The sequence below is a fragment of the Saccharopolyspora kobensis genome, assembly GCF_900108315.1.
GTDB lineage: Bacteria > Actinomycetota > Actinomycetes > Mycobacteriales > Pseudonocardiaceae > Saccharopolyspora > Saccharopolyspora kobensis.
The window spans coordinates 157,900-178,819 of record NZ_FNVB01000007.1 but is presented as its reverse complement, the minus strand read 5'-3'; the positions used below and the strand labels follow the sequence as shown (position 1 = coordinate 178,819).

Here is a 20,920-nt window from a genome sequence, read left to right as displayed (position 1 = left end):
CCGGTGGCAAGCGTCGCAGGTGCCCCGCCGCACTCCGCGACCGGCCGGATTGGCGATCCGTCACACCTGAGCCACCCCCGTGGACGCGCTGATCCACCACGCGGTTACATGGGGCATCGCGTAACCCGAACGCGCGCAAAGGAGCCGCGACGTGACCACCACGAAGTTCGATTTCACCGAGGTACTGCCGCTCGGTCCCGACGACACCGAGTACCGCCTGGTCACCACCGAAGGCGTTCGCGTCGTCGAGGCGGCGGGCCGGCGCTTCCTCGAAGTCGAGCCGAGCACGCTCACCGCACTGGCCACCGAGGCGATCAAGGACATCCAGCACCTGCTTCGCCCGTCGCACCTGGCCCAGCTGCGTGCGATCATCGACGACCCGGAGGCCAGCCCGAACGACCGGTTCGTGGCGACCGACCTGCTGCGCAACGCGTGCGTCTCGGCTGGCGGCGTGCTGCCCATGTGCCAGGACACCGGCACCGCGATCGTGATCGGCAAGCGCACCGAGTCCGTGCTCACCGGCGGCCAGGACGAGCAAGCGCTCGCCCGCGGCATCTTCGACGCCTACCAGGACCTGAACCTGCGCTACTCGCAGATGGCTCCGCTGAACTTCTGGGACGAGCGCAACACCGGCAGCAACCTGCCCGCGCAGATCGAGCTGTACTCCAAGGGCGGCACCGATCCGCACTACGACTTCCTGTTCATGGCCAAGGGCGGCGGCAGCGCGAACAAGACGTTCCTCTACCAGGAGACCAAGGCGCTGCTGAACCCGACGCGGCTCGGCCGGTTCCTGGAGGAGAAGCTGCGCTCGCTGGGCACCGCGGCCTGCCCGCCCTACCACCTGGCGATCGTGGTCGGCGGCATGTCCGCCGAGTTCAACCTCAAGGTCGCCAAGCTGGCCTCCGCCCGCTACCTCGACGAGCTGCCGCGCGAGGGCTCGGCCTCCGGGCACGCGCTGCGCGATGTCGAGATGGAGCAGCAGGTGCTGGAGATGACCCGGCAGTTCGGCATCGGCGCGCAGTTCGGCGGCAAGTACTTCTGCCACGACGTCCGGGTCATCCGGTTGCCGCGGCACGGCGCCTCGCTGCCGGTGGGCGTCGCGGTGTCCTGCTCCGCGGACCGCCAGGCCAAGGCCAAGATCACGCCGGAGGGCGTGTTCCTGGAGCAGCTGGAGCGCGACCCGGCCCGCTACCTGCCGGACGTGGTCGACGAGCAGCTCTCCGACGAGGTCGTCAAGATCGACCTGAACCGCCCGATGAGCGAGATCCGCGCCGAGCTGTCCAAGCTGCCGGTCAAGACCCGGGTGTCGCTGACCGGGCCGCTGGTGGTGGCGCGCGACATCGCCCACGCCAAGATCGCCGAGCGGCTCGACGCCGGTGAACCGATGCCCGACTACCTGCGCGACCACCCGGTGTACTACGCGGGACCGGCCAAGACGCCGGAGGGCTACGCATCCGGTTCCTTCGGCCCCACCACGGCCGGGCGCATGGACGCCTACGTGGAGCAGTTCCAGGCCGCGGGTGGCTCGCTGGTCATGCTGGCCAAGGGCAACCGCTCGGCCAAGGTGACCGAGTCGTGCCGCGCCCACGGTGGCTTCTACCTCGGTTCCATCGGCGGCCCCGCGGCCCGGCTGGCGCAGGACTGCATCCGCAAGGTCGAGGTGCTCGAGTACCCCGAGCTCGGCATGGAAGCGGTCTGGCGGATCGAGGTCGAGGACTTCCCGGCGTTCATCGTGGTCGACGACAAGGGCGAGGACTTCTTCGCCGAGGCCACGAAGCCGACCCTCCAGATCTCCTTCGGCCGCTGAGCCGGCGCAGACGCTGAAACGCCACGTTTCCCGCAGGAGCCCCACCTCCTGCGGGAAACGCGGTGTTCCGATCATCCGTTCAGCTCGTGCTCACGGGCAGGTTTTCCTTCTGTGCACTTCATCGTGGCCGCGCTGAGGTTCGGCTACTCGCACCGCCGCGCGGAGCGAGCCCGGGAGCCCCTTCTGCTGCCGGTGGTCAGCGCGGGACCTTGACGTCGCGCTGCTCCAGCACGACTTTCCTGGCGTCCAGCGGTGCGTCCAGGCGGACCGCCACCGGCGGGTAGCGCAGGTCCATGGTGCAGATCCCCGGTGGCTCCGGGGTTTCCTCGACCAGGACGAGCTTGACCTGCTCGGCGGTCTGCTCGGCCAGTTCGGCGTGCACCTTGCTGCAGCCGCCTTCCTGACCGGTGGCCACCAGGGCGGTGCCGTTCTCCTGGGTCCAGACCTTCGCCGGGTAGCCCTTCGGCAACGCCGTGGTGTCGAGGGAGCTCTCCGCGACGGGGGTCCGCTCGTTCTCCGGCTTCGGCTGCACCGGTCCGGGCGGGGCCGGCGGCTGGCCGCCGAAACCCACGTCATCTGTCGGCTGTTGGGCGCAGGCTGCCAGCGCAAGGAGCAGAGCCCCCGCACCCATTGCGGTGTGTAGGCGTCTCATGCCCTACAGACGGAGCCGGTGCCGCGCCGGGTTGCGCGGAATTCACATCGGGTTTTCCAGGCTCGTTCTGCGTGGTGGCGGTGCGGGTAGCGGAACTCCAGACGACCGCCTGGGCTGCGGGATCCCGTTCTGGTGCAGGTCCGCGACACACGGCGAACGGGCTGTCCTCACCAGGCGACGTCTGAGAATCCGCGGCAGCGCAAGCGTCTTAGCCGAGCTGTGCGCCCGGCGGTGCGACCGCTCGGGTGGTCTGGTCACGTTGAGCATCGCGGCGGCGGCCACAACCGATGAAGGGGATCACATCGGATCGATCCACGGCTTTCCCACAGTCCGGAACTGGTGGTGATCGGTCGCCCGGACGTGGTTTCGTCGGTGCGATCCACTTCCAGCCTTGGAGTGACGAGAATGTCGACCACAGCCACATCCGCCCCGCAGAGAACTGCACCCCCGCAAGAAGCGCAGGGAAAACCGCAGTGGGTTCCGCTGACCGTCGGTGTGCTCGCAGCCGTGGCCCTGGTGGCTGCCGCGGCCCTCGTGGTCGGGGTGAAGTCAGCAGTGCTCGCCGCGCTCGGACTCGCCCTCGGGCTGACCTTGTTCCACTCCCGCTTCGGGTTCACCTCGGCCTGGCGGCAGCTCGTCTCCGTCGGGCAGACCGAGGGCATCCGGGCGCACCTGCTGATGCTCGGCGCGGCCTCGATCCTGTTCGCCCCGATCCTGGCCGGAGGCGTGACGTTCTTCGGCGGTGAGGCGGAGGGCAACGTCTCCCCCGTCGGCCTCGGCCTGGTCGTCGGTGCGGTGCTGTTCGGGATCGGCATGCAGCTGGGCGGTGCGTGCGCCTCGGGCACGCTGTTCGCCGTCGGCGGCGGCAACACCCTGATGGTCATCACGCTGTTCTTCTTCATCTGCGGTTCGGTGCTGGGCGCCCTGCACTTTCCACTGTGGACCTCCGAGGCGATCACCCTCGGTTCCTTCTCGCTGGCCGAGGACACCGGTCTGGGCTACTTCGGTGCGCTGGTCGTCCAGCTGGCCGTGCTCGGTGCGATCGGTTTCGTCGCGATCCGGTGGGCTCGCAGGCACGACGCTCCCCCGGCCGGCCGCCCGCCGACCTCGCGCGGGCTGTGGCGGGTGCTGCGCGGCGCGTGGCCGCTGTGGGTCGGCGCGCTCCTGCTGGCCGGGCTCAACGCCGTCGTCCTGCTGACCCGCGGCTCGCCGTGGGGCATCACCTCGGCGTTCGTCCTGTGGGGTTCGAAGGCGCTGCAGGCGATCGGCGTCGACGTGGCCAGCTGGCCCTACTGGCAGGGCGAGCTGGCCGCCTCGCTGGCGGGCCCGGTGCTGGCCGACTCCACCTCGGTGCTCGACTTCGGGATCATCGTCGGAGCGCTGGTCGCCTCAGCCGCCTCCGGAGCGTTCGTGCTGGCCAAGCGCATGCCTGCGAAGGTCGTGCTGGCCGCGGTGATCGGCGGTCTGCTGATGGGCTACGGCGCCCGTCTCGCCTACGGCTGCAACATCGGCGCCTACTTCTCGGGAATCGCCTCGTTCTCCGTGCACGGCTGGGTCTGGGGCCTGCTGGCGCTGGTCGGCACCTGGATCGGCCTGAAGCTGCGCCCGCTGTTCGGGCTCGGAGTTCCCAAGCCGAGCGACTCGGTCTGCTGACCCATCGCAGGTCCACGACTTCGCCCGGCATGGGCGATGCGGTGTCCAGTCCTGATGCAAACAGCGCCCGGGCTGTCGCGTTCGCGACGGTCCGGGCGCTGGCTTCTCCGCCGATGCGGCCCTGTTCGTTCAGGAGTGGACGGACGGCTCGGGCACGGAGGTGATCCAGTCCCGAACCCACTGCGACAGCGCAGCTCCGTTGCGCACCCAGCTGAAGTGCCCGAGGTTCTCGGCCCCGGACTCCGCCCTCGTGTAGTGCTTGGACGTGCGCAGCGCGTGCCGCGCCTTCGCCGCCAGGTGGTCCACTGAGGACTGCGGAGCCAACCGGTCGCCCGCAACGCTGACCGTCAGCAGCGGCACCCGCACTTCGCGCAAGGCCGCTTCGTAATCGGTCGCCGAGCCGTGCAGCCGGTACTTGCTGGTGCGGGCTTGACGCGCCCAGTCCCGCATCAGGCCGGTCGCCTGCCGGCCACCGAAGCCGAACCTGTGCCCGGGCCAGTAGCCGAGCAGCGTCGACGCGCTCGCCACGGCCTGGGTGCCGACCAGCGTGCGCAGCTTGTAGAACCCGGGGAAGCTCCGGAACCACACCGATCCGGAGGCCACCAGCGCGACACCCCGCACCCTGTCCCGGTGGCGCGCCGTGTGCAGCAAGGCGATCTGGCCGCCGAGGCTGTGCCCCAGCAGGAAGCGCGGCGCCTGCGGGAAGACGTCCTCGATCAGGTCGAGGACACCGTTCAGGTCGTCGATCAGGCTCTCGTAGCCGAAGCGCACGCCGCGGGCCGCGAGCGGTTTGCTCTCCCCCTGGCCGCGCAGGTCGAAGGTCACCACGGTCAGGCCCTGGCGGTGCAGATCGGCCACGAAGGGCCGGTAGTACCGCGCGGGCACTCCCATGGCGGGGACCAGCACGACGACCGGGCTGCCCGGGTCGTCCTGCTGCGCCGCGCGGACCTTGATCCGGTGCTGCCCGGCCGATACCAGTCCGAGCACGACCGAAGCAGGCGCATCGGGCTCAGGACTGCGGGCGGCGGTATCGGTGTCCACGTCGCACAGATTAACGGAACGGAACCGTCTCGGACAGGAACTCAGCGCAGCCGTCGCGGCCCGGTGTCCAGCACCACCGGAGACGCGCCGAGCACCACCTTGGCACCGGTGACCACGGCTCCCACCGGCGAGGCCAGCACCGGGCGCAGCGCCAGGTCGCGCACTTCCGGCAGGTCCTCGGCCAACGTCGCCACCCGCAGCACCAGGTCCTCCAGGGCCGCTAGGTCGGCCGGTTCGCTGCCCCGGTACCCCGCCAGCAGCGGCGCCGCCCGCGGCGCCCTGACCAGCGCCGAGACATCCACATCGGACAGCGGCAGGGCGCGGTATGCCTTGTCGCCGAGCAGTTCGCTGGCCACCCCGGAGAGCCCGAAGGACACCAACGTGCCGAACGACGGGTCGTCCATCAGATCGATGACGCACGACGTCCCGCGCACCGCCATCCGCTGCACGTAGACCTCCTCCAGCCCGGACACCCGGCAGATGTCGGCGTACGCCGCCCGCACCGCCTCCGCGCTGCCCAGGTCGAGCCGGACGCCGACCAGATCGTTGCGGTGCCGGAGCTGGTCGCTGACGGACTTCAACGCGACCGGGAAGCCCAGTTCCTCGGCAGCGGCCACGGCCGCCGCCACACCGCCCACCCGCCGGAAGGGCACCACGTCGATGCCGTAGCAGGCGAGCAGCCGCAACGCGCGCTCGTCGTCGAGCTTGGTGATGCCTTCCGCCAGCCAGTCCTCGACCAGCGCCCGCGCGCCCTCGGCATCGACGCCCGGCGGCCGCACGAAGTGACCTTGCGGAGCGGCGCGCCACTGGGCGTAGCGCGTCACCCTGGCCAGCGCCAGCACGGAACGCTCCGGGCTCGGGTACGACGGCACGGAGCCCTTGCCCGCGATCCCGTCCGGTCCCGGCACCACCAGCTCGTCCGGCACGCCTTCGGCGGCCAGGAACGTGGTCACCACCGGTTTGGAGCGCGCGACATCGGCCTCTTGCAGCGCCTCCCGCATGGCCCTGGCGTACGCGGTGCCGGGAACCGCCACCGGCGGCGCGAACACCGTCACCAGCGCGTCGACGTCCGGGCGCAGGGCGGCATCGCGAACCGCGGCGGCGAACACCTCCGGCTCCGCCGAGGCACCCACGTCGACCGGTTCGCCGGCCAGCGCCAGCCCTTGGGCCTGCGCCACGTCCGCCGCGAGCATCCCCAGCGCCGAGGAGTTGCCCACGATGGCAACGCGGTCGCCCTGCGGCAACGGCTGGTGCGCCAGCAGCAGCGCGGTGTCGAACATCTGCGCCACCGATTCCACCCGGATGACGCCGGACTGCTCGAACAGCGCCTGCACGCTGGTCTCGTCGATCTGCACCGAGGTCGCCGCCAAGCCCGGGCGCACCGCGTTGCGCCCCGACTTCACCACGACGACCGGCTTGCTGCGGGCCAGTCGCCGCGCCAACCGCCCGAACTTGCGCGGGTTGCCGAACGACTCCAGGTACAGCAGGACGACATCGGTGGCCGGATCGGTCTGCCAGTACTGCAGCAGGTCGTTGCCCGACACGTCGGCCCGGTTGCCCGCCGAGACGAACGTCGACAGGCCCAGCCCGCGCTCGGTGGCGGTGGCCAGGATCGCCACGCCCAGCGCACCGGACTGGCAGAAGAACCCGGTGCGCCCGCGCCCCGGCAGCTGCGGCGCGAGGCTCGCGTTCAGCCGGAAGTCCGGATCGGTGTTGACCACGCCGAGCGCGTTCGGGCCGACCACCCGCATCCCGTGCACGCGGGCCTCGCGCACCATCTCGCGCTCGACCTCCCGCCCCGCGGGTCCGCTCTCGCTGAACCCGGAGCTGACGATGACCAGCGTCTTGACGCCCTTGGCCAGGCAGTCGTCGAGCACTTCGGTCACGCTGGCGGCCGGGATCGCCACCACGGCCAGGTCCACCTCGTCCGGGATGGCGAGCACGGATGCGTAGGCGCGCACGCCGCGCACCGAGCGGTGCTCCGGGTTCACCGGGTAGACCGGGCCCGTGAAGTCCGCGGTGAGCAGGTTCGCCAGCACCGCGTGGCCGATCTTGCGGTGGTCGGTGGAGGCACCGATCACCGCCACCGAGCGCGGCCGCAGCAGGTTGTGCACGCTGCGCGCCTCGGCGGCCTGCTCCCGGGCGCGGGCCACCGCCACCGACTCCTCGGTGAGGTCGATGTCGAACTCCAGGTGGACGACGCCTTCCTCCATCGCGCGGCTCACCTGGTAGCCGGCATCGCGGAACACCCGCACCATCGTCGAGTTCTCCGCCAGCACCTCGGCCACGAAGCGCTGCAGCCCGCGCTCCCGCGCGGCCGCCGCCAAGTGCTCCAGCAGGATCGACCCCAGACCGCGGCCCTGGTGCGAGTCCTCCACCACGAACGCCACCTCGGCCGACTTCTGCTCGCCCAGCCGGTCGTAGCGACCCACCGCGACGATGTCGTCGCCGAGCAGCGCGACCAGCGCGACCCGGTTCACGTAGTCGACGTGCGTGAAGCGCTCCACGTCGCGCTGGGGCATGCGCGGGTACGGGCCGAAGTAGCGGTAGTAGCGGGTCCGGTCGCTGAGCCGCCCGTGGAAGGCGATCAACTTCTCGGCGTCCGCGGCCGCGATCGGCCGGATGTGCACCGTGCCGCCGTCGGAGAGCACGACGTCGGCCTCCCACTGCCGCGGGTAGCCCGTCCGCTCCGGGGTCTGCTCCTGAACCGTACCGTCCACTTCGGACTCCTCAGTCGCGGCTGTCGACCGGGTCGAGACCATGCAACGGAAACACCGCGTGCCGGGTATCGCGAATCGAGGTGTCCACCGAGGACGCGGTCACCCCCGTCCAGCGCTCGAACGACGGGTCGGCCCCGTCGGTCATCGACGTCGGCAGCGGCACGCTCTCGGCGACCCGCACCGCGTGCGCCATCCAGTCCTCCGGAACGGTCGTCTCCGGAGCGATGTCCCGGTCCAGCAGGGTCGCCAGCAGGTGGGTCCAGGCGCGCGGCACCACGCGGAACAGCGAGTAGCCCCCGCCACCGAGGGCCAGCCACTTGCCGCCTGCGCAGCTGTCGGCCAGCTCCCGCAGGTCCTGGTAGGTGGCACGCTGCCCGTCCACGCTCTTGGACAGGTCGGCCAGCGGGTCCTCGCGGTGCGCGTCGGCCCCGCACTGCGTCACCAGCACCTGCGGCCGGAACGCCGCCAGCACCGAGGGCACCACCGCGTGGAACGCGCGACGCCAGTCGGCGTCACCGGTCCCCGGCGGCAGCGGGATGTTGACCGCGGTGCCGTCCGCCGCCCCGCTGCCGATCTCGGTGCTGAACCCGGTGCCCGGCCACAGCGTGAGCGGGTGCTGGTGCAGGGAGATGGTCATCACCCGCGGGTCGTCGTAGAACGCGGCCTGGACGCCATCGCCGTGGTGCACGTCGACGTCGAGGTAGGCGATCCGCTCCACCCCTTGCTCCAGCATCCACGCGATGGCCACCGAGCAATCGTTGTAGACGCAGAAGCCCGCCGCCCGATCGGCCATCGCGTGGTGCAGTCCGCCCGCGATGTTGACCGCCCGGTCCGCCTTGCCGGACACGATCTGCTCGGCGGCCCGGATCGACGCACCCGAGATCAACGCCGCGGCCTCGTGCATCCGGTCGAAGATCGGGTTGTCCTCGGTGCCGAGCCCGTGCCCCACTTCGGCCCCGGCCAGCGGCGCGGCGCGGACGGCTTCGAGGAACTCCGGGGTGTGCACCCGCAGGAGGTCCTCCTCGGTCGCCGGCTGCGGGGCGAGCACGTCGACGCCGTCGAGGACGCCGAGCGAGCGGGCCAGCCGCATGGTCAGGTCCAGCCGGATCGGATGCAACGGGTGATGACCACCGAGGTCGTAGTCGAGCACCGACTCGTCCCACACCACCGCGCACTGAGAACCCATGCCCCGGACGCTACCTCTCCTGTGTCCGCCGACACTGTGTTCCAGGCCACTGCGCTGCTCCGGACGGATCGTTCACCTCACCTCCTCTCCAGTTGCGGCCGGACGGTCCGGATCCGCCGACCAGTTCGACCACGAGCCCGCGTAGAGCGCGGCCGGGCGCTGCGGATCGGTCACGCCGGCGTGCTCCAGGGCGAGCAGCACCGAGCACGCCGTCACACCCGAGCCGCAGTAGGCCCCGATCGGTCCGCCGGCGTCGACACCGAGAGCGGCGAAGTGCTCGGCCAGCTCTTCAGCGGGCCGCCACCGCCCGGAGTCGTTCACGTGCGCGGAGAACGGCGCGTTCCGCGCACCCGGGATGTGCCCGGCCCGCGGGTCCATCGGCTCGACGTCACCCCGGTAGCGCTCGGGCGCGCGAGCGTCCAGCAGAGTGCCCTCGCGGGCCAGCCCGGCTGCGCCGTCGGCGTCCAGGACCGGCATCGACCCCGCGCGGACCCGGAAATCACCCTCGCTCGGCTGCGGCTGCTCCGTCGTGGTCGGCAATCCCTCCGCGACCCACACCGCGTAGCCGCCATCGAGCACGGCCACCTCCCGGTGCCCGGCCCAGCGCAGCAGCCACCAGGCGCGGGAGGCCGCCGAACCGTTGTCCGCGTCGTAGACGACCACCGGCCGGTCCGAGTCCACTCCGGCACGCCGCAGGACCGCCTCGAGATCCTCCGGCTCCGGCAGCGGGTGGCGTCCGGCCGTGCCCGGTGCGGCGGCCAGTTCGGCATCCAGATCGACGAACACCGCGCCCGGCAGGTGGCCCTCCTCATAAGCCTCGCGCCCCGGCGGCCCGAGCAAGGACCAGCGGACGTCGAGCAGGGTCGGGGGTGCCTGCCCCCGCAACGCGGTCATGAGATCATCGGTACTGATCAAAGGATCCACAGGACGGCCTTTCGTAGCCCGGCGACGAGGTCGGTCGAAAATCCTGGCAGTCAACTCCCCGACCGCTGACCGCTGTCGCCCGGGGCGACTAGCATCGTGGTTGGGACTGAATGGGGAGCCGACGTGAACGATCTCATCGATACCACTGAGATGTACCTCCGCACCATCTACGACCTCGAAGAAGAGGGCGTTGTTCCACTCCGTGCCCGAATTGCCGAACGATTGGAGCAGAGCGGCCCCACGGTGAGCCAGACGGTCGCCCGAATGGAACGCGACGGGCTGCTGACCGTCGCCGAGGACCGGCACCTCGAACTCACCAAGACCGGCCGCGCACGCGCCATCAGCGTGATGCGCAAGCATCGCCTCGCCGAGCGGCTCCTCGTCGACGTGATCGGCCTCGAGTGGGAGCACGTGCACAACGAAGCGTGCCGCTGGGAGCACGTGATGAGCGAAGCCGTGGAGCGCAAGCTCGTCAAACTGCTCGGCAGCCCCACCACGTCCCCCTACGGCAACCCGATCCCCGGTCTGGACGAGCTCGGCGTGGACCACGCCGAGAGCTCGGTCGACGGCGACCTGCAGCGGGTCGACGAGATCGCCCGCAACGGCGGAGGCCGCGCGATCATCCGCCGCATCGCCGAGCACGTCCAGCTCGACCCGGACCTGATGACCGAGCTGAAGGAAGTCGGTGTCGTGCCCGGCAACGAGGTGGAGATCATGTCCGTCGTCGGGCCGAACAAGCCGATCGAGGTCCGGGGCGAGAACGGCAGCACCGAGCTGACCTCCGGCATCGCGCACGCGGTCATGGTGCACGCCAAGTGACCTCGGCCGAGCGCGCGGCGGCATTGTTCGCCGAGGAGCACGGCAATGCCGCCAGCGCGGTCTGGTCCGCACCTGGACGGGTGAACCTCATCGGGGAGCACACCGACTACAACGACGGGTTCGTGCTCCCCTTCGCCCTGCCGCACCGAACTGCGGTCGCGGTCCGGCCGCGCACCGACGGCCGGTTGTCCATGGCGACCTTCGGCAGCGACGGGCGGCTGCACCGCAGCCCCGAGATCGCCGTCGAAGACCTGCGCCCCGGTTCTCCCGGCGGCTGGGCCGCCTATCCGGCCGGTGTCGCCTGGGCACTGCGCGAGGCCGGGTTCCCGCTCCGCGGAGCGGACCTGATGATCGTCGGCGAGGTGCCGACCGGTGCGGGCCTGTCCTCGTCCCACGCGCTGGAGTGCGCGACGGCGCTGGCACTGCTCGACACCGCGAACGCCGCGCCAGGGCAGCCGGGCGCGCCGACCCTCGGTGAGATCGCGCGCCTGGTGCAACGGGCGGAGAACGACTTCGCCGGGGCGCCGACGGGCCTGCTCGACCAGACCGCCTCGCTGTCGTGCACCGAGGCGCACGCGCTGTTCTTCGACGTGCGCACCGGTGTCGGCGAGCAGATCCCGTTCGACCCGGTCCGCACCGGGCTGGAAGTGCTCGTGATCGATACCCGGGTGAAGCATTCGCACAGCGAATCCGGTTACGGAGAACGCCGCCGGGGCTGCGAGCGGGCAGCGGAACTGCTCGAGCGCAAGGCGCTCCGCGACGTGGCCGCGGCGGAGCTGCCGACGGTGCTGCCGCAGCTTCCGGAAGAACTCCGGCCGCTGGTGCGGCACGTCGTCACCGAGAACGACCGGGTGCTGGCCACAGTGGACGAGCTCCGCGCCGGCCGGTACGCCGAGATCGGCCCGCTGCTGAACGCCTCGCACGCCAGCCTGCGCGACGACTACCGGATCTCCAGCCCGGAGCTGGACCTCGCGGTCGATTCCGCCCTGGCCGCCGGCGCGCTGGGTTCCCGGATGATCGGCGGTGGTTTCGGCGGTTCCGCGATCGCGCTGGTGCCCGTCCCCGACCGGACGAAGATCGAGCAGGCCGTCCTGGACGCCTTCGCCCGGGCGAACCTGACCGCGCCCCGGTTGTTCACAGCGGTACCCTCCGCCGGGGCGGGGCGGGACCGGTGACCACCGGGCGACCGCTGCCGCTCGCCGGTCGACGGCGGCCGAACTAGAACTCGCACGGAAGGCAGTACCCACTTGAAGCTCCTCGTCACAGGCGGCGCCGGTTACGTCGGAAGCGTGTGCGCCGCACGCTTGGTGGAGGCCGGTCACGAGGTCGTCGTGGTCGATGACCTGTCCACCGGGCACGCCGACGCGGTCCCGGCCGGCTGCAAGTTCGTCGAGGCCGACATCGCCGCGTCGGCGAGCGAGCTGCTCGCGGAGCCGTACGACGGTGTGCTGCACTTCGCGGCCAAGTCGCTGGTCGGCGAATCCATGCAGGACCCGCAGAAGTACTGGCAGGGCAACGTCGTGACCTCGCTGAGCCTGCTGGACGCGATGCGCGAGCACGGCACGCCCCGCCTGGTGTTCTCCTCCACCGCGGCGACCTACGGCGAGCCCGAGGACACGCCGATCACCGAGGACACCGCGACGCGACCGACGAACACCTACGGCGCGACGAAGCTGGCCATCGACCACGCGATCACCTCCTACGCGAACGCCCACGGCATCGGCGCGGTGAGCCTGCGGTACTTCAACGTGGCCGGCGCGCACGGGGCCTTCGGCGAGCGGCACACCGTCGAGACGCACCTCATCCCGATCGTGCTGCAGGTCGCCCTCGGCCAGCGCGAGCAGGTGCAGATCTTCGGCGAGGACTGGCCCACCACCGACGGCACCTGCATCCGCGACTACATCCACGTCACGGACCTGGCCGACGCCCACCTGCTTGCCCTGGAGAACGCCGTCGCCGGCGAGCACCGGATCTACAACCTCGGCAACGGCACCGGGTTCTCGGTCAAGCAGGTGATCGACACCTGCCGCCAGGTGACCGGTCACCCTATCCCCGCCGAGGTCGCGCCGCGCCGCGCCGGTGACCCGGCGACGCTGGTGGCCTCGAGCCAGCGCGCGCGGGACGAGCTGGGATGGCAGCCGCAGCGAGCCGATCTCGACGTCATCGTGCGGGACGCCTGGAACTTCACCCAGCAGCGCCAGGGCGCCTGAGCCGGTCTTCCACGGCAGTCGGGTCTTCGCGTCGTCGTGCATCACCAGGTCCCCTCCTCTTCGAGCACGATCCGGGCGTCCTCGGCGGCGTCCCGGGCGATGATGGCCAGTTCAGCGGGCGGCAGGCCGGATTCCATGGCCTGCCGCAGCAGGATGCCCAGCTGGTGGTCCGGGCGGGTCCGCTCGATCCGCTCCAGCGCGGCACCGGCGAGCGCTCCCTCACCTCGCAGGTAGGCGGAGAAGGCCAGCAGCGCGGCGACCTCGGGCAGTTCCGGAGCCGGGGCGTTGCGGACCAGGGCGAGCCAGAGCTCCTCGGCCGCCCTGGCCGTTTCGCCCAGCGCGGTGCCCAGGGCGATGTCGCGCACCCTGGTGTCCGACACCGCCAGCAGCACCCGGAGCCGGTCGTCCTCGGTCAGCGCTGAACCGCTGGCCGCGCGCTGGACTGCCGCGAGCACGAGTTGCACGTCCCGCGCCACCCGGTTCTGGGCGTCGTCTTCGATGCGTTCCTCGGCCAGCACGTCGAGCTTGGCCGACCAGCGCGCGACGGCTTGGGGCGATTCGGGCTCGACCAGCGCGCGGAGCTCGTCCCGGCTGCCGAATGTCACCGCCCCCGCGGCGGCCATCGCCGCCGCGACGGGCGAGGACTTCGGATCGGGAATCTCGCCGGAGCACTTCGGGTCGGCGTAGCAGCGCCACCGGGCACCGGCCTGGATCTCCGGCGCCCACATGGCGTGGGCCGTGACGATTCCGGCCCGGTTGAACGAATCGCGCAGCATGTCGATCAGGTCGGCGTGCGGCGGACCGGTGTCGTTCTCGTCCACGTCGGGCCCGTTGAGCAGTGGCCTGCGGCAGGCGCCGGCGCAGTTGTCGTCGCAGGCGGCCACGTTCGGCTCGGCCCCGACGACGACGAGCATGACGGCCTCTGCCCGCTGGCTCCCGAGCGGCCCGGACAGCAGGTGCTCGCCGAACCCGCAGATCTGCATCGAGCAGGGCAGGTCCGTGCGCAGCGTGACGCCGAACCTCGGGGTGAACGCGAGGTCGTGCAGCGTCAGCACCACGAGCGAGTCCGTCGGGTGGAATCCGAGCATGTGCGGCACGGCGGCCAGCACGTCGGCGGGTTCGGTCAGCGAAACGGTGGTGTTGAGTCGCGTTGTCATGCCACCACGATCGACGCCGAAACCCGTTGTGGAAAGCCCTTTTTCGGAATCTGTTGACAAACAGGTCCGCTGTGGACAGCTCGTCGGAAGGGCATCGAAAAGTCCACTGTGGTGTGACAACTGCCAGGGTGACAGCGATCGCCTGACAGGTGAATGCGCTCCGCGACTGGCCAGCAACGCGAGCAAGCATCAAAAACGGGCAGCCGGAGCCGACGCTCCGACTGCCCGTCGAACGACCGGTCCGCTACCCGATGGACCCGACCACCGGCAGCGTGATCGCGGTCCGGGACAGGTCCAGCGACAGACCGGTTCCCGGCTTCGGGCGCAGGGTGAAGTCGTGGTCGCTGGAGAGCACGACGATGCCGAGGCGGTGTCCCGGGGCGAACACGTAGTCGTCGGGCTGCATCGCGACCTCGATCTGGTAGGTCCGCCCCGGCTCGATCGGCGAGGTCCGGTCGATCGCGTCCCGGTTCTGCGGGTCGGCCCAGCCCCGGGTCACCACCGACACCGAGCCGTCGGGCGCCTGGTCCACCAGCAGCGCGGTCACGTTCGCCGCCGGGCGGTCGAAGGCCAGGGCGAGCGACGCGCGCACCGTTCCGCTGACCCGGACCTGCTCCGCCAGCGGTTCGCCGAAGTAGGCCAGCCGGTTCGGCGAGCTCGGTGCCGCCGCGAGGTCCTCGGCCGTCCGGGTGGCGTCGTCGCGCAGCGATTCGACGGCCCGGCCGGCGATGCTCGCCGTCGTCAGCCCGCCCCGGTCGGGGCCGCCGGGAGTGGGGCGCAGGGTCGCTTCCGCCGCCTGCGGCGCCGGCCACTCGGCTTCCTCGACCCAGCTGCCGTCCTCGCGCTGCACGGTGGCCCGCGGTTCTTCCTCTACCCCGTTGGGAACCTGGTACAGGTAGCGCGTGAACCAGCGGTTCAGCTCGCGCAGCCATTCCTCCTTGCGGAGCCCTAGCGGGTCGGTGTGCCCGGACTGGTGCCACCAGATCTTGTGCGGCACGTCGCGCTCCCGCAGCGCTTCGTACCACTGGGCGGCCTGCCCGGTCTTCACGTTCCAGTCGTTGAGGCCGTGCACCGCGAGGACCGCGGCGCGGACGTCGTCGACGTCGTTGAGGTAGTTGCGCTCGTCCCAGAACGGGCTGTAGTCACCGGTGATCCGGTCCTGATCAGCGGTGATCTGGTCAATGACCGCCCGGCACGGCTCGCGGTCGGCGCGGGTGTGCACGAACTTCGCGAGCACGTCGGCGTCCTCGCCCTGGTAGCCGCCCGGCGCGACGACGGCTCCGGCGCTGCGGTAGTAGTCGTACCAGTTGGAGATCGCGCCGATCGGCACGATCGCCTCCAGCCCCTCGACTCCGGTGCTGGCCACCGCGTTGGGCAGCGTGCCGTTGTAGGAGACGCCCATCATCCCGACCTTGCCGGTCGCCCAGTCGGCCTTCGCGGGCGCACCGCCTGGGTCGTGGCCGGGGGCTCGCGAGTTCAGCCAGTCGACGACCGACTTCGCGCCGATCGTCTCGTTCTCGGCCCCGGTGGTGGGGCACCCGGTGGACTCCCCGGTGCCCAGGGACTCCCCGTAGACCACGGCATATCCCCTGGACAGCAGGTATTCCTCGTAGGCCCACTGGATGTCGGCGGCCGCCGACATCCGCTGATCACCGGCGGCGGTGCGCAACGACCGGTGGCCCGGCTGCTCGGGCACGTGCAGCTCGGTGTCGACGTTGTGGTTGGGCACGTCGTTGCCGCCGGAGAAGTAGGGGCTCGCCTGGTAGACGACCGGCACGCGCAGACCCCGGTCGGTCTCCTTCGGGCGCACCACCTGGACGTGCACCCGGTCGTCCTGCCCGTCGTGGTCGCTGTCCACCGGCGCGGTCACGAACAGGTCCTCGTGCACCGCCTGCGCCGGGTCGAACACCGGCTGCGCCTCCCCGTCCTCGAAGACCGGGCCTTGCGGTGGTTGCGCCGCCGCGGGCAACCCGCTCAGCGGCAGGACGCACAACGCAGCCAGCAGACCCATCCGAACGCGCCGCATGCAGGCTCCCGGAACTCCGAAGGGACAAGACACCAGCACATTTCTTAGCGCGAAATGCCCGGCGGGGCACCTTCCGGGCGGGTTTGCGCCAGAACCTCCCGATCCCGTCCCGGTAGAGTCGCGGGAGCAAGCCCGCAGCCAGCTGCAAGGAGTGCGCATGTCCATCCCGTCCAGCCTGCTGACCTCGGCCGGATTGATCGGCGGCTTCGCGGTCGCCCGCGCGTCCAAGCACCGGCATTGGGGCGGGGCGGTGGCAGCAGGCGCAGGCCTCGCCGCGATGGAGACCTGCCGCCGCCGGACCGGGATCGGACCGGCCCTCGCGCTGGGCACCACCTACGCGGCGGCGCTGGCCGGGTCGCATCCGCTGGCCAAGGGAATCGGTGCGTGGCCCGCGGTTTTCACCGTCACGGGCGCGACCGCGGCCGCCGCGCACCTGTTGTCGAAGCGCCGCGGCTGAGCACAGGCCCGCGAAGCCCGCACGTTCACCGGCTCCGCTCGGCGAGGAACTCGGCGAAGGTGACGCGCCCGACGGCCTGGTCCGGAGCAAGATGACCGCCGCGGCGGTAGCCGGCGACGGCCGCTCCCGGCAGCCGGATCGGCAGAACCGGCCTGCGGCGGCCGGTCGCGGCCAAGTAGGTGCGCGCGAGGTCGCCGTGGCCGCGGATCTCCGGGCCGCCCATGTCCGGGACGCGGCCCGCCGGAGCACCGGTCGCGAGTTCGGTCAGGCGGCCTGCGACGTCCCGGACGTCGATCGGCTGGAATTTCACCCCCGCGAGGGTCGCGATCACCGGTGACCGGCGCTGCAGCGAGAACGTGCGGGCCACCAGGTCGTGGAACTGCGTGGTCCGCAGGATCGTCCAGGGCAGCCCCGAGTTCATCACGCGCTCTTCGGCTTCGAGCTTCGCCCGGTAGTAGAAGAGCGGCACCCGGTCGACGCCGACGATCGAGATGTAGACCAGGTGCGGTTCGCCGTTGCGCCGCGCCGCGCCGATCAATCGTTCCGTCGCAGCTACGTCCTTGCTGCTCAGCGTTGTGGCGCAGTGCACGATCACGTCGACGCCCGAGGTCGCCGCGTCGATGCCCTCACCGGTCCGCAGATCACCGGTCGCCCATTCGCGCGCGGTGCCGGTCGAGCCGGGACGACGGCTGAGCACCCGCACGTCCTGCCCGGCGTCGAGCAGTCGTTGCACGACGACGCTGCCGAGCGTGCCCGTCCCACCAGTCACCAAGATCGGTTTCCGCATTCGTCCTTCCTTCCCGTCGCTTCGGATGGGACGGGGCAAGGGCGTGGAGCGTGACATCCGCGGGTGCCGTGCCGGACGACACCCGCGGATGCCCGGTCAGTTCTCCGGCCGTGCGAGCCGCCACAGGGAGATGATCTCGCCTGCGCGAGCGGTGTGGAACGGATCGCCGGAAGCTGCCGCCTTCGGATGACGGGCCGAGGTGTCCGATCTGGCGAGGACGCGGAGTCCCGCTCCGCGAACCGCGTTCAGCAGGTCGGCCCGGGTGCGCAGGCCGAGGCGTTCAGCCAGATCGGAGAGGATCAGCCAGCCTTCGCCCGCTGGCCGCAGATGATCGGCCAGTCCGCCGAGGAAACCCAGCAGCATCCGGCTGCCCGGGTCGTAAACCGCGTGGTCGAGCGTCGAATGCGGCTCGGCGGGGATCCACGGTGGGTTGCACACGACCAGCTGAGCGCGTCCCGGCGGGAAGAGATCGGTCCGGACGGCTTCGAATCGCTCGCTGAATCCGAGTCGTCGTGCGTTGTCCTCCGCACAGCGGATCGCCCGTGCGGAGCTGTCCGTGCCCACCACCCGGGGCACGCCGCGTCGGGCGAGAACCCCTGCCAGCACGCCGGTTCCGGTTCCGATGTCGAACGCGGTCCCGACCGGCGGCAGCGGTGCATCCGCGACCAGGTCGACGTACTCGTTCCGGGTCGGGGCGAACACTCCGTAGTGCGGGTGGATTCGCGCGCCGAGCGCCGGCACCGGGACGCCCTTCTGCCGCCATTCCCGCGCGCTGATCACCCCGAGCAGCTCTCGCAGCGGAACGACGTACGGTTCGTCAACCGTCCCGTAGACGTCCTGACAAGCAGCACCGACGTCCGGTGCGCGACGCAGCGCCAGCACGTGGCCGGGCTCGATTCTCACCAGAACGAGCGACAACGCTCGTGCCCTGCGAGATTGCTCCTGCCGGTGGTGGATGAACGCTTCGGCTGGCGACGAAGGGCGCTGCGACGACCGCCGCAGCCTGCGGGAGAGCGCGGCGAGCAGTTGGCGGGCCTGGTGGAAATCGCCTCGCCACAGCAAACCGGTTCCCCGGCTCACCAACTCGCACGCGCGCTTCGCCGACATCCGGTCGTCGGCGTGGACGAAACTGGCCGGTGGTTCCGCGCCGTTCGCCGACAGCCACCGGCCGGTTGAGGGCATGATCTGCTGCGCGCGGGCAGCATCGATTTCAGGGAGGTGCACGAACCGCTCCTGCTGATGCGGTGGGATGCGGCTCGGCCGCGCATCGCGCTTCGAGCCGCATCAAGAGGAAGGTGGACGTCAGATCCCGACCGGTCGACAGGTCGGGAGAGGTCCGGAGCTAACCGACCACAGCAGCATGAGCAGGTGCCGTCACGTCGTGAAGGCTAGTGCACCCGCGGCGTGCCGGGAACAGGTACCCGGCACGCCGCGAGACTCCGCGCCGTTACACCGTTGGCGCCGGCTGTGCGCTGTCGACCGGCTGGGCTGCAGTGTCGGCTGCGCGGCGGCGCACCAGATCGGGGACCAGCGTCAGGACTCCGACCACCGCCAGCGCCGCACCCAGCCACAGCGGGGCGCGCAAGCCGAAGTGGCCGATGGCCACTCCGCCTCCCCAGGAACCGATCATCACGCCGATGGTGATGAACGAGGAGTGCACCGTGTTCACCAGCGGCCGCGCATTGGCGGTTCGGTGCACGCGGGTGATCATCGCCGGGTTCATCGTGACCCCGACCAGGCCGATGCCCAGCATGAACAGCACTGCGGCGACGCTGAGGTGCGCCAGCAGCGCGAATCCGGTCATGAAGCCCGCGTTGAGCACCAGCCCGATGAGCAGGACCCCGACCGGGTAGCGGTCGGCGAACCGGCCGACGATGGTGTTCCCGATGACCGTCGCGGCGCCGTAGGCGACGAGCAGCAGCGGGACGGTCCCGGTCTGGAAGCCGCTCACCTGGGTGAGGATCGGGTTGAAGTAGCTGAACGCCGTGAACGTGCCGCCGATGATGAACATGCTGGTGAGCAGGACCAGCCACAGCTTCGGCTTGCGGAAGACGCCCAGCTCCTGCCGGAAGTCGCCGTCCTCCTTCGCGCTGTCCAGGTCGGGCACGCCGGCGAGGGTGCACAGTGCGGCGACGACGGCCAGCCCCGAGATCGCCCAGAAGGCCGCGCGCCAGCCGAACTCCTCACCGACCAGCGTGGACAGCGGCATGCCGAGCAGGGTGCCCAGCATCAGCCCGTTCATCACCACTGCGAAAGCCCGGCCGCGGATCTCCGGACGGGTCAGCTGCGCGGCCAGCGACAGCGCGACCCCGAAGAACGCCTGCGACGCCACACCGGTGATGACGCGGGCCGCCACCATCACGCCGTAGCCCACCGCGGTGGCCGCCAGCAGGTTGCCGAGGAGGAAGATCACGAAAAGGGACAGCAGCGCCGTTCTCGGCCGGATCTTCAGCAGGACGATGTTGAGCAGCGGTCCGCCGAAGGCCATCGCAGCGGCGAAGGCGGTGATCAGGTACCCGATCTGCGGAATGGTGGCACCGAGCCCGGTGGCCATCTGCGGCATCAGCCCGGCCACCACGAACTCGCTGGTCACCATGGCGAAGATGCCCAGGGCGAGGATGTAGACCGCGCGAGGCATTGTTCTCCCTTTTAGATAGATCAGTACAAAATTGTCGCAGAGTTCAACCGGCCGCTGACCCGCATCAACTCAGCAGGTCAGGGCGTCCATTGCCGTTTCGGCGATGGCGGACAGCACGGCCTGACCGGCACCCGCCTGGCTGGCGATCCGCATACCGCCGATCACCGCGTTGACGTATGCGGCGAGCGCAGCCGCATCGCGCGTGGACGTGATGCTCCCGCTGCGCTGCCCGGCCTCGATCACCATCCGCAGCGAGTTCAGGCGACGCTCCGCGTCGCGATCGAGAACCTGGGCCGCTTCCGCATCCCGCCCAGCGAGCTCCACGACCGTGTTCACCGTCAGGCAGCCGACGCTGCGCCCGTCCTGCTGGTTCTCCAGCTCCGAGTCGACGACCACTCCGAACAGCGCGCGAATCCGGTCCAGCTCGGAACGTCCGGCGTCGTCCAGGATCTCCAGCTGGTTCGCCGTCGTGGTTTCGACGTAGCGGACGAGCGCCCGGATGAACAGGTCGTGCTTGCTGCTGAAGGTGTTGTAGATGCTGCTGCGACCGAGGCCGGTCGCCTCGCACAGATCTTGAGTCGACGTCGCCTCATAACCGTTCGCCCAGAAAGTCCGCATCGCGGCTTCCAGCGCACGGTCCTCGTCGAACAGCCTCGGTCGCGCCATGCGATGACCGTAACAGGTTATGAAATGAGCTGTCCAATATCCCCTGCTGTCACATCCCAGGAGCCCCGCTCGTCCTCCCAGCGACCCGAGACCGAAGGGAACCACCTGATGACAACGCGCGCTCGACTCCCGTGGAACACCCCGACCCCGCCGGCGACCGGCTTCCAGCGGGAGGTG

The 20,920-nt window shown here is 70.6% G+C and carries 17 protein-coding genes; 6 read left to right on the top strand and 11 right to left on the bottom strand.

Features of this window, described 5'->3' with window-relative positions:
- Positions 1 to 151 precede the first annotated feature (151 nt).
- Positions 152 to 1,807, top strand: a complete 1,656-nt coding sequence (locus C4T78_RS23645) for a fumarate hydratase (protein WP_093355157.1) — start codon at positions 152 to 154, stop codon at positions 1,805 to 1,807.
- Positions 1,808 to 2,003: 196 nt separating this feature from the next.
- On the opposite strand, the gene C4T78_RS23640 is transcribed toward C4T78_RS23645, so the two are convergent.
- On the bottom strand, positions 2,004 to 2,378 hold the full coding sequence (locus tag C4T78_RS23640) for a hypothetical protein (RefSeq protein WP_235863665.1): 375 nt from the start codon (positions 2,376 to 2,378) through the stop codon (positions 2,004 to 2,006).
- A gap of 486 nt (positions 2,379 to 2,864) precedes the next feature.
- Between C4T78_RS23640 and C4T78_RS23635 the strand changes: the two genes are divergently transcribed.
- The gene (locus tag C4T78_RS23635; protein WP_093355162.1) at positions 2,865 to 4,112 is read left to right on the top strand and encodes a YeeE/YedE family protein; all 1,248 of its coding nucleotides are present in this window, start codon (positions 2,865 to 2,867) and stop codon (positions 4,110 to 4,112) included.
- A gap of 129 nt (positions 4,113 to 4,241) precedes the next feature.
- Here C4T78_RS23635 and C4T78_RS23630 read toward each other — a convergent pair whose 3' ends face one another.
- From C4T78_RS23630 to C4T78_RS23615, 4 genes are all read right to left on the bottom strand, one after another.
- Positions 4,242 to 5,153, bottom strand: coding sequence for an alpha/beta hydrolase family protein (locus C4T78_RS23630; RefSeq protein WP_177247674.1), 912 nt, complete (start codon positions 5,151 to 5,153; stop codon positions 4,242 to 4,244).
- Positions 5,154 to 5,194: 41 nt separating this feature from the next.
- A complete protein-coding gene (locus C4T78_RS23625; RefSeq protein ID WP_093355167.1) occupies positions 5,195 to 7,915 on the bottom strand; it encodes a bifunctional acetate--CoA ligase family protein/GNAT family N-acetyltransferase in 2,721 nt (906 codons plus the stop codon).
- Positions 7,884 to 9,059: an acetoin utilization protein AcuC gene (locus C4T78_RS23620; protein ID WP_093355171.1), complete on the bottom strand. Its 1,176-nt coding sequence runs from the start codon at positions 9,057 to 9,059 to the stop codon at positions 7,884 to 7,886. Before C4T78_RS23620 ends, C4T78_RS23625 begins: the two co-directional genes overlap by 32 nt.
- A 72-nt stretch (positions 9,060 to 9,131) precedes the next feature.
- Complete coding sequence (locus C4T78_RS23615; protein ID WP_374703898.1) at positions 9,132 to 9,953, bottom strand: sulfurtransferase; 822 nt, start codon at positions 9,951 to 9,953, stop codon at positions 9,132 to 9,134.
- A gap of 153 nt (positions 9,954 to 10,106) precedes the next feature.
- Here C4T78_RS23615 and C4T78_RS23610 point away from each other — a divergent pair, with 153 nt between their 5' ends.
- The 3 genes from C4T78_RS23610 to galE all read left to right on the top strand — a co-directional run bounded on the left by C4T78_RS23610 (position 10,107) and on the right by galE (position 13,012).
- Positions 10,107 to 10,802 (top strand): iron-dependent transcriptional repressor DtxR, encoded by a 696-nt coding sequence (locus tag C4T78_RS23610; RefSeq protein ID WP_093355177.1) that lies wholly within the window; start codon positions 10,107 to 10,109, stop codon positions 10,800 to 10,802.
- Positions 10,799 to 11,977 carry a galactokinase gene (galK, locus tag C4T78_RS23605; protein ID WP_093355181.1) on the top strand — a complete coding sequence of 393 codons (1,179 nt, stop codon included), beginning with the start codon at positions 10,799 to 10,801 and terminating at the stop codon, positions 11,975 to 11,977. The genes C4T78_RS23610 and galK overlap by 4 nt, the downstream gene beginning before the upstream one ends.
- Before the next feature lie 72 nt (positions 11,978 to 12,049).
- Positions 12,050 to 13,012 carry a UDP-glucose 4-epimerase GalE gene (gene galE / locus C4T78_RS23600; protein WP_093355184.1) on the top strand — a complete coding sequence of 321 codons (963 nt, stop codon included), beginning with the start codon at positions 12,050 to 12,052 and terminating at the stop codon, positions 13,010 to 13,012.
- A gap of 41 nt (positions 13,013 to 13,053) precedes the next feature.
- Here the strand turns inward: galE and C4T78_RS23595 are convergent, their stop codons facing one another.
- Together C4T78_RS23595 and C4T78_RS23590 are read right to left on the bottom strand one after the other, a co-directional pair.
- Positions 13,054 to 14,169 carry a DUF4192 domain-containing protein gene (locus C4T78_RS23595; RefSeq protein ID WP_093355187.1) on the bottom strand — a complete coding sequence of 372 codons (1,116 nt, stop codon included), beginning with the start codon at positions 14,167 to 14,169 and terminating at the stop codon, positions 13,054 to 13,056.
- Positions 14,170 to 14,413: 244 nt separating this feature from the next.
- Positions 14,414 to 16,195, bottom strand: coding sequence for a Xaa-Pro dipeptidyl-peptidase (locus C4T78_RS23590; RefSeq protein ID WP_093355190.1), 1,782 nt, complete (start codon positions 16,193 to 16,195; stop codon positions 14,414 to 14,416).
- Positions 16,196 to 16,352: 157 nt separating this feature from the next.
- On the opposite strand from C4T78_RS23590, the gene C4T78_RS23585 reads away from it, so the two are divergent.
- Positions 16,353 to 16,652: a hypothetical protein gene (locus C4T78_RS23585; protein ID WP_093355192.1), complete on the top strand. Its 300-nt coding sequence runs from the start codon at positions 16,353 to 16,355 to the stop codon at positions 16,650 to 16,652.
- A gap of 25 nt (positions 16,653 to 16,677) precedes the next feature.
- Here C4T78_RS23585 and C4T78_RS23580 read toward each other — a convergent pair whose 3' ends face one another.
- From C4T78_RS23580 to C4T78_RS23565, 4 genes are all read right to left on the bottom strand, one after another.
- Positions 16,678 to 17,439, bottom strand: coding sequence for an SDR family oxidoreductase (locus tag C4T78_RS23580; protein WP_093355195.1), 762 nt, complete (start codon positions 17,437 to 17,439; stop codon positions 16,678 to 16,680).
- Positions 17,440 to 17,535: 96 nt separating this feature from the next.
- Complete coding sequence (locus C4T78_RS23575) at positions 17,536 to 18,621, bottom strand: methyltransferase (RefSeq protein WP_093355318.1); 1,086 nt, start codon at positions 18,619 to 18,621, stop codon at positions 17,536 to 17,538.
- A 265-nt stretch (positions 18,622 to 18,886) separates the two neighbouring features.
- Positions 18,887 to 20,077 carry an MFS transporter gene (locus tag C4T78_RS23570; protein WP_093355199.1) on the bottom strand — a complete coding sequence of 397 codons (1,191 nt, stop codon included), beginning with the start codon at positions 20,075 to 20,077 and terminating at the stop codon, positions 18,887 to 18,889.
- A gap of 69 nt (positions 20,078 to 20,146) precedes the next feature.
- Complete coding sequence (locus C4T78_RS23565) at positions 20,147 to 20,743, bottom strand: TetR/AcrR family transcriptional regulator (RefSeq protein ID WP_093355203.1); 597 nt, start codon at positions 20,741 to 20,743, stop codon at positions 20,147 to 20,149.
- Positions 20,744 to 20,920 lie beyond the last annotated feature (177 nt).

Coding starts and splice junctions, on each gene's coding strand:
- C4T78_RS23575 (WP_093355318.1), bottom strand. CDS start 18,621: ATGCCCTCAACCGGCCGGTGGCTGTCGGCGAACGGCGCGGAACCACCG.
- C4T78_RS23570 (WP_093355199.1), bottom strand. CDS start 20,077: ATGCCTCGCGCGGTCTACATCCTCGCCCTGGGCATCTTCGCCATGGTG.
- C4T78_RS23580 (WP_093355195.1), bottom strand. CDS start 17,439: ATGCGGAAACCGATCTTGGTGACTGGTGGGACGGGCACGCTCGGCAGC.
- C4T78_RS23590 (WP_093355190.1), bottom strand. CDS start 16,195: ATGCGGCGCGTTCGGATGGGTCTGCTGGCTGCGTTGTGCGTCCTGCCG.
- C4T78_RS23620 (WP_093355171.1), bottom strand. CDS start 9,059: ATGGGTTCTCAGTGCGCGGTGGTGTGGGACGAGTCGGTGCTCGACTAC.
- C4T78_RS23625 (WP_093355167.1), bottom strand. CDS start 7,915: ATGGTCTCGACCCGGTCGACAGCCGCGACTGAGGAGTCCGAAGTGGAC.
- C4T78_RS23615 (WP_374703898.1), bottom strand. CDS start 9,953: ATGACCGCGTTGCGGGGGCAGGCACCCCCGACCCTGCTCGACGTCCGC.
- C4T78_RS23635 (WP_093355162.1), top strand. CDS start 2,865: ATGTCGACCACAGCCACATCCGCCCCGCAGAGAACTGCACCCCCGCAA.
- C4T78_RS23585 (WP_093355192.1), top strand. CDS start 16,353: ATGTCCATCCCGTCCAGCCTGCTGACCTCGGCCGGATTGATCGGCGGC.
- C4T78_RS23595 (WP_093355187.1), bottom strand. CDS start 14,169: ATGACAACGCGACTCAACACCACCGTTTCGCTGACCGAACCCGCCGAC.
- C4T78_RS23565 (WP_093355203.1), bottom strand. CDS start 20,743: ATGGCGCGACCGAGGCTGTTCGACGAGGACCGTGCGCTGGAAGCCGCG.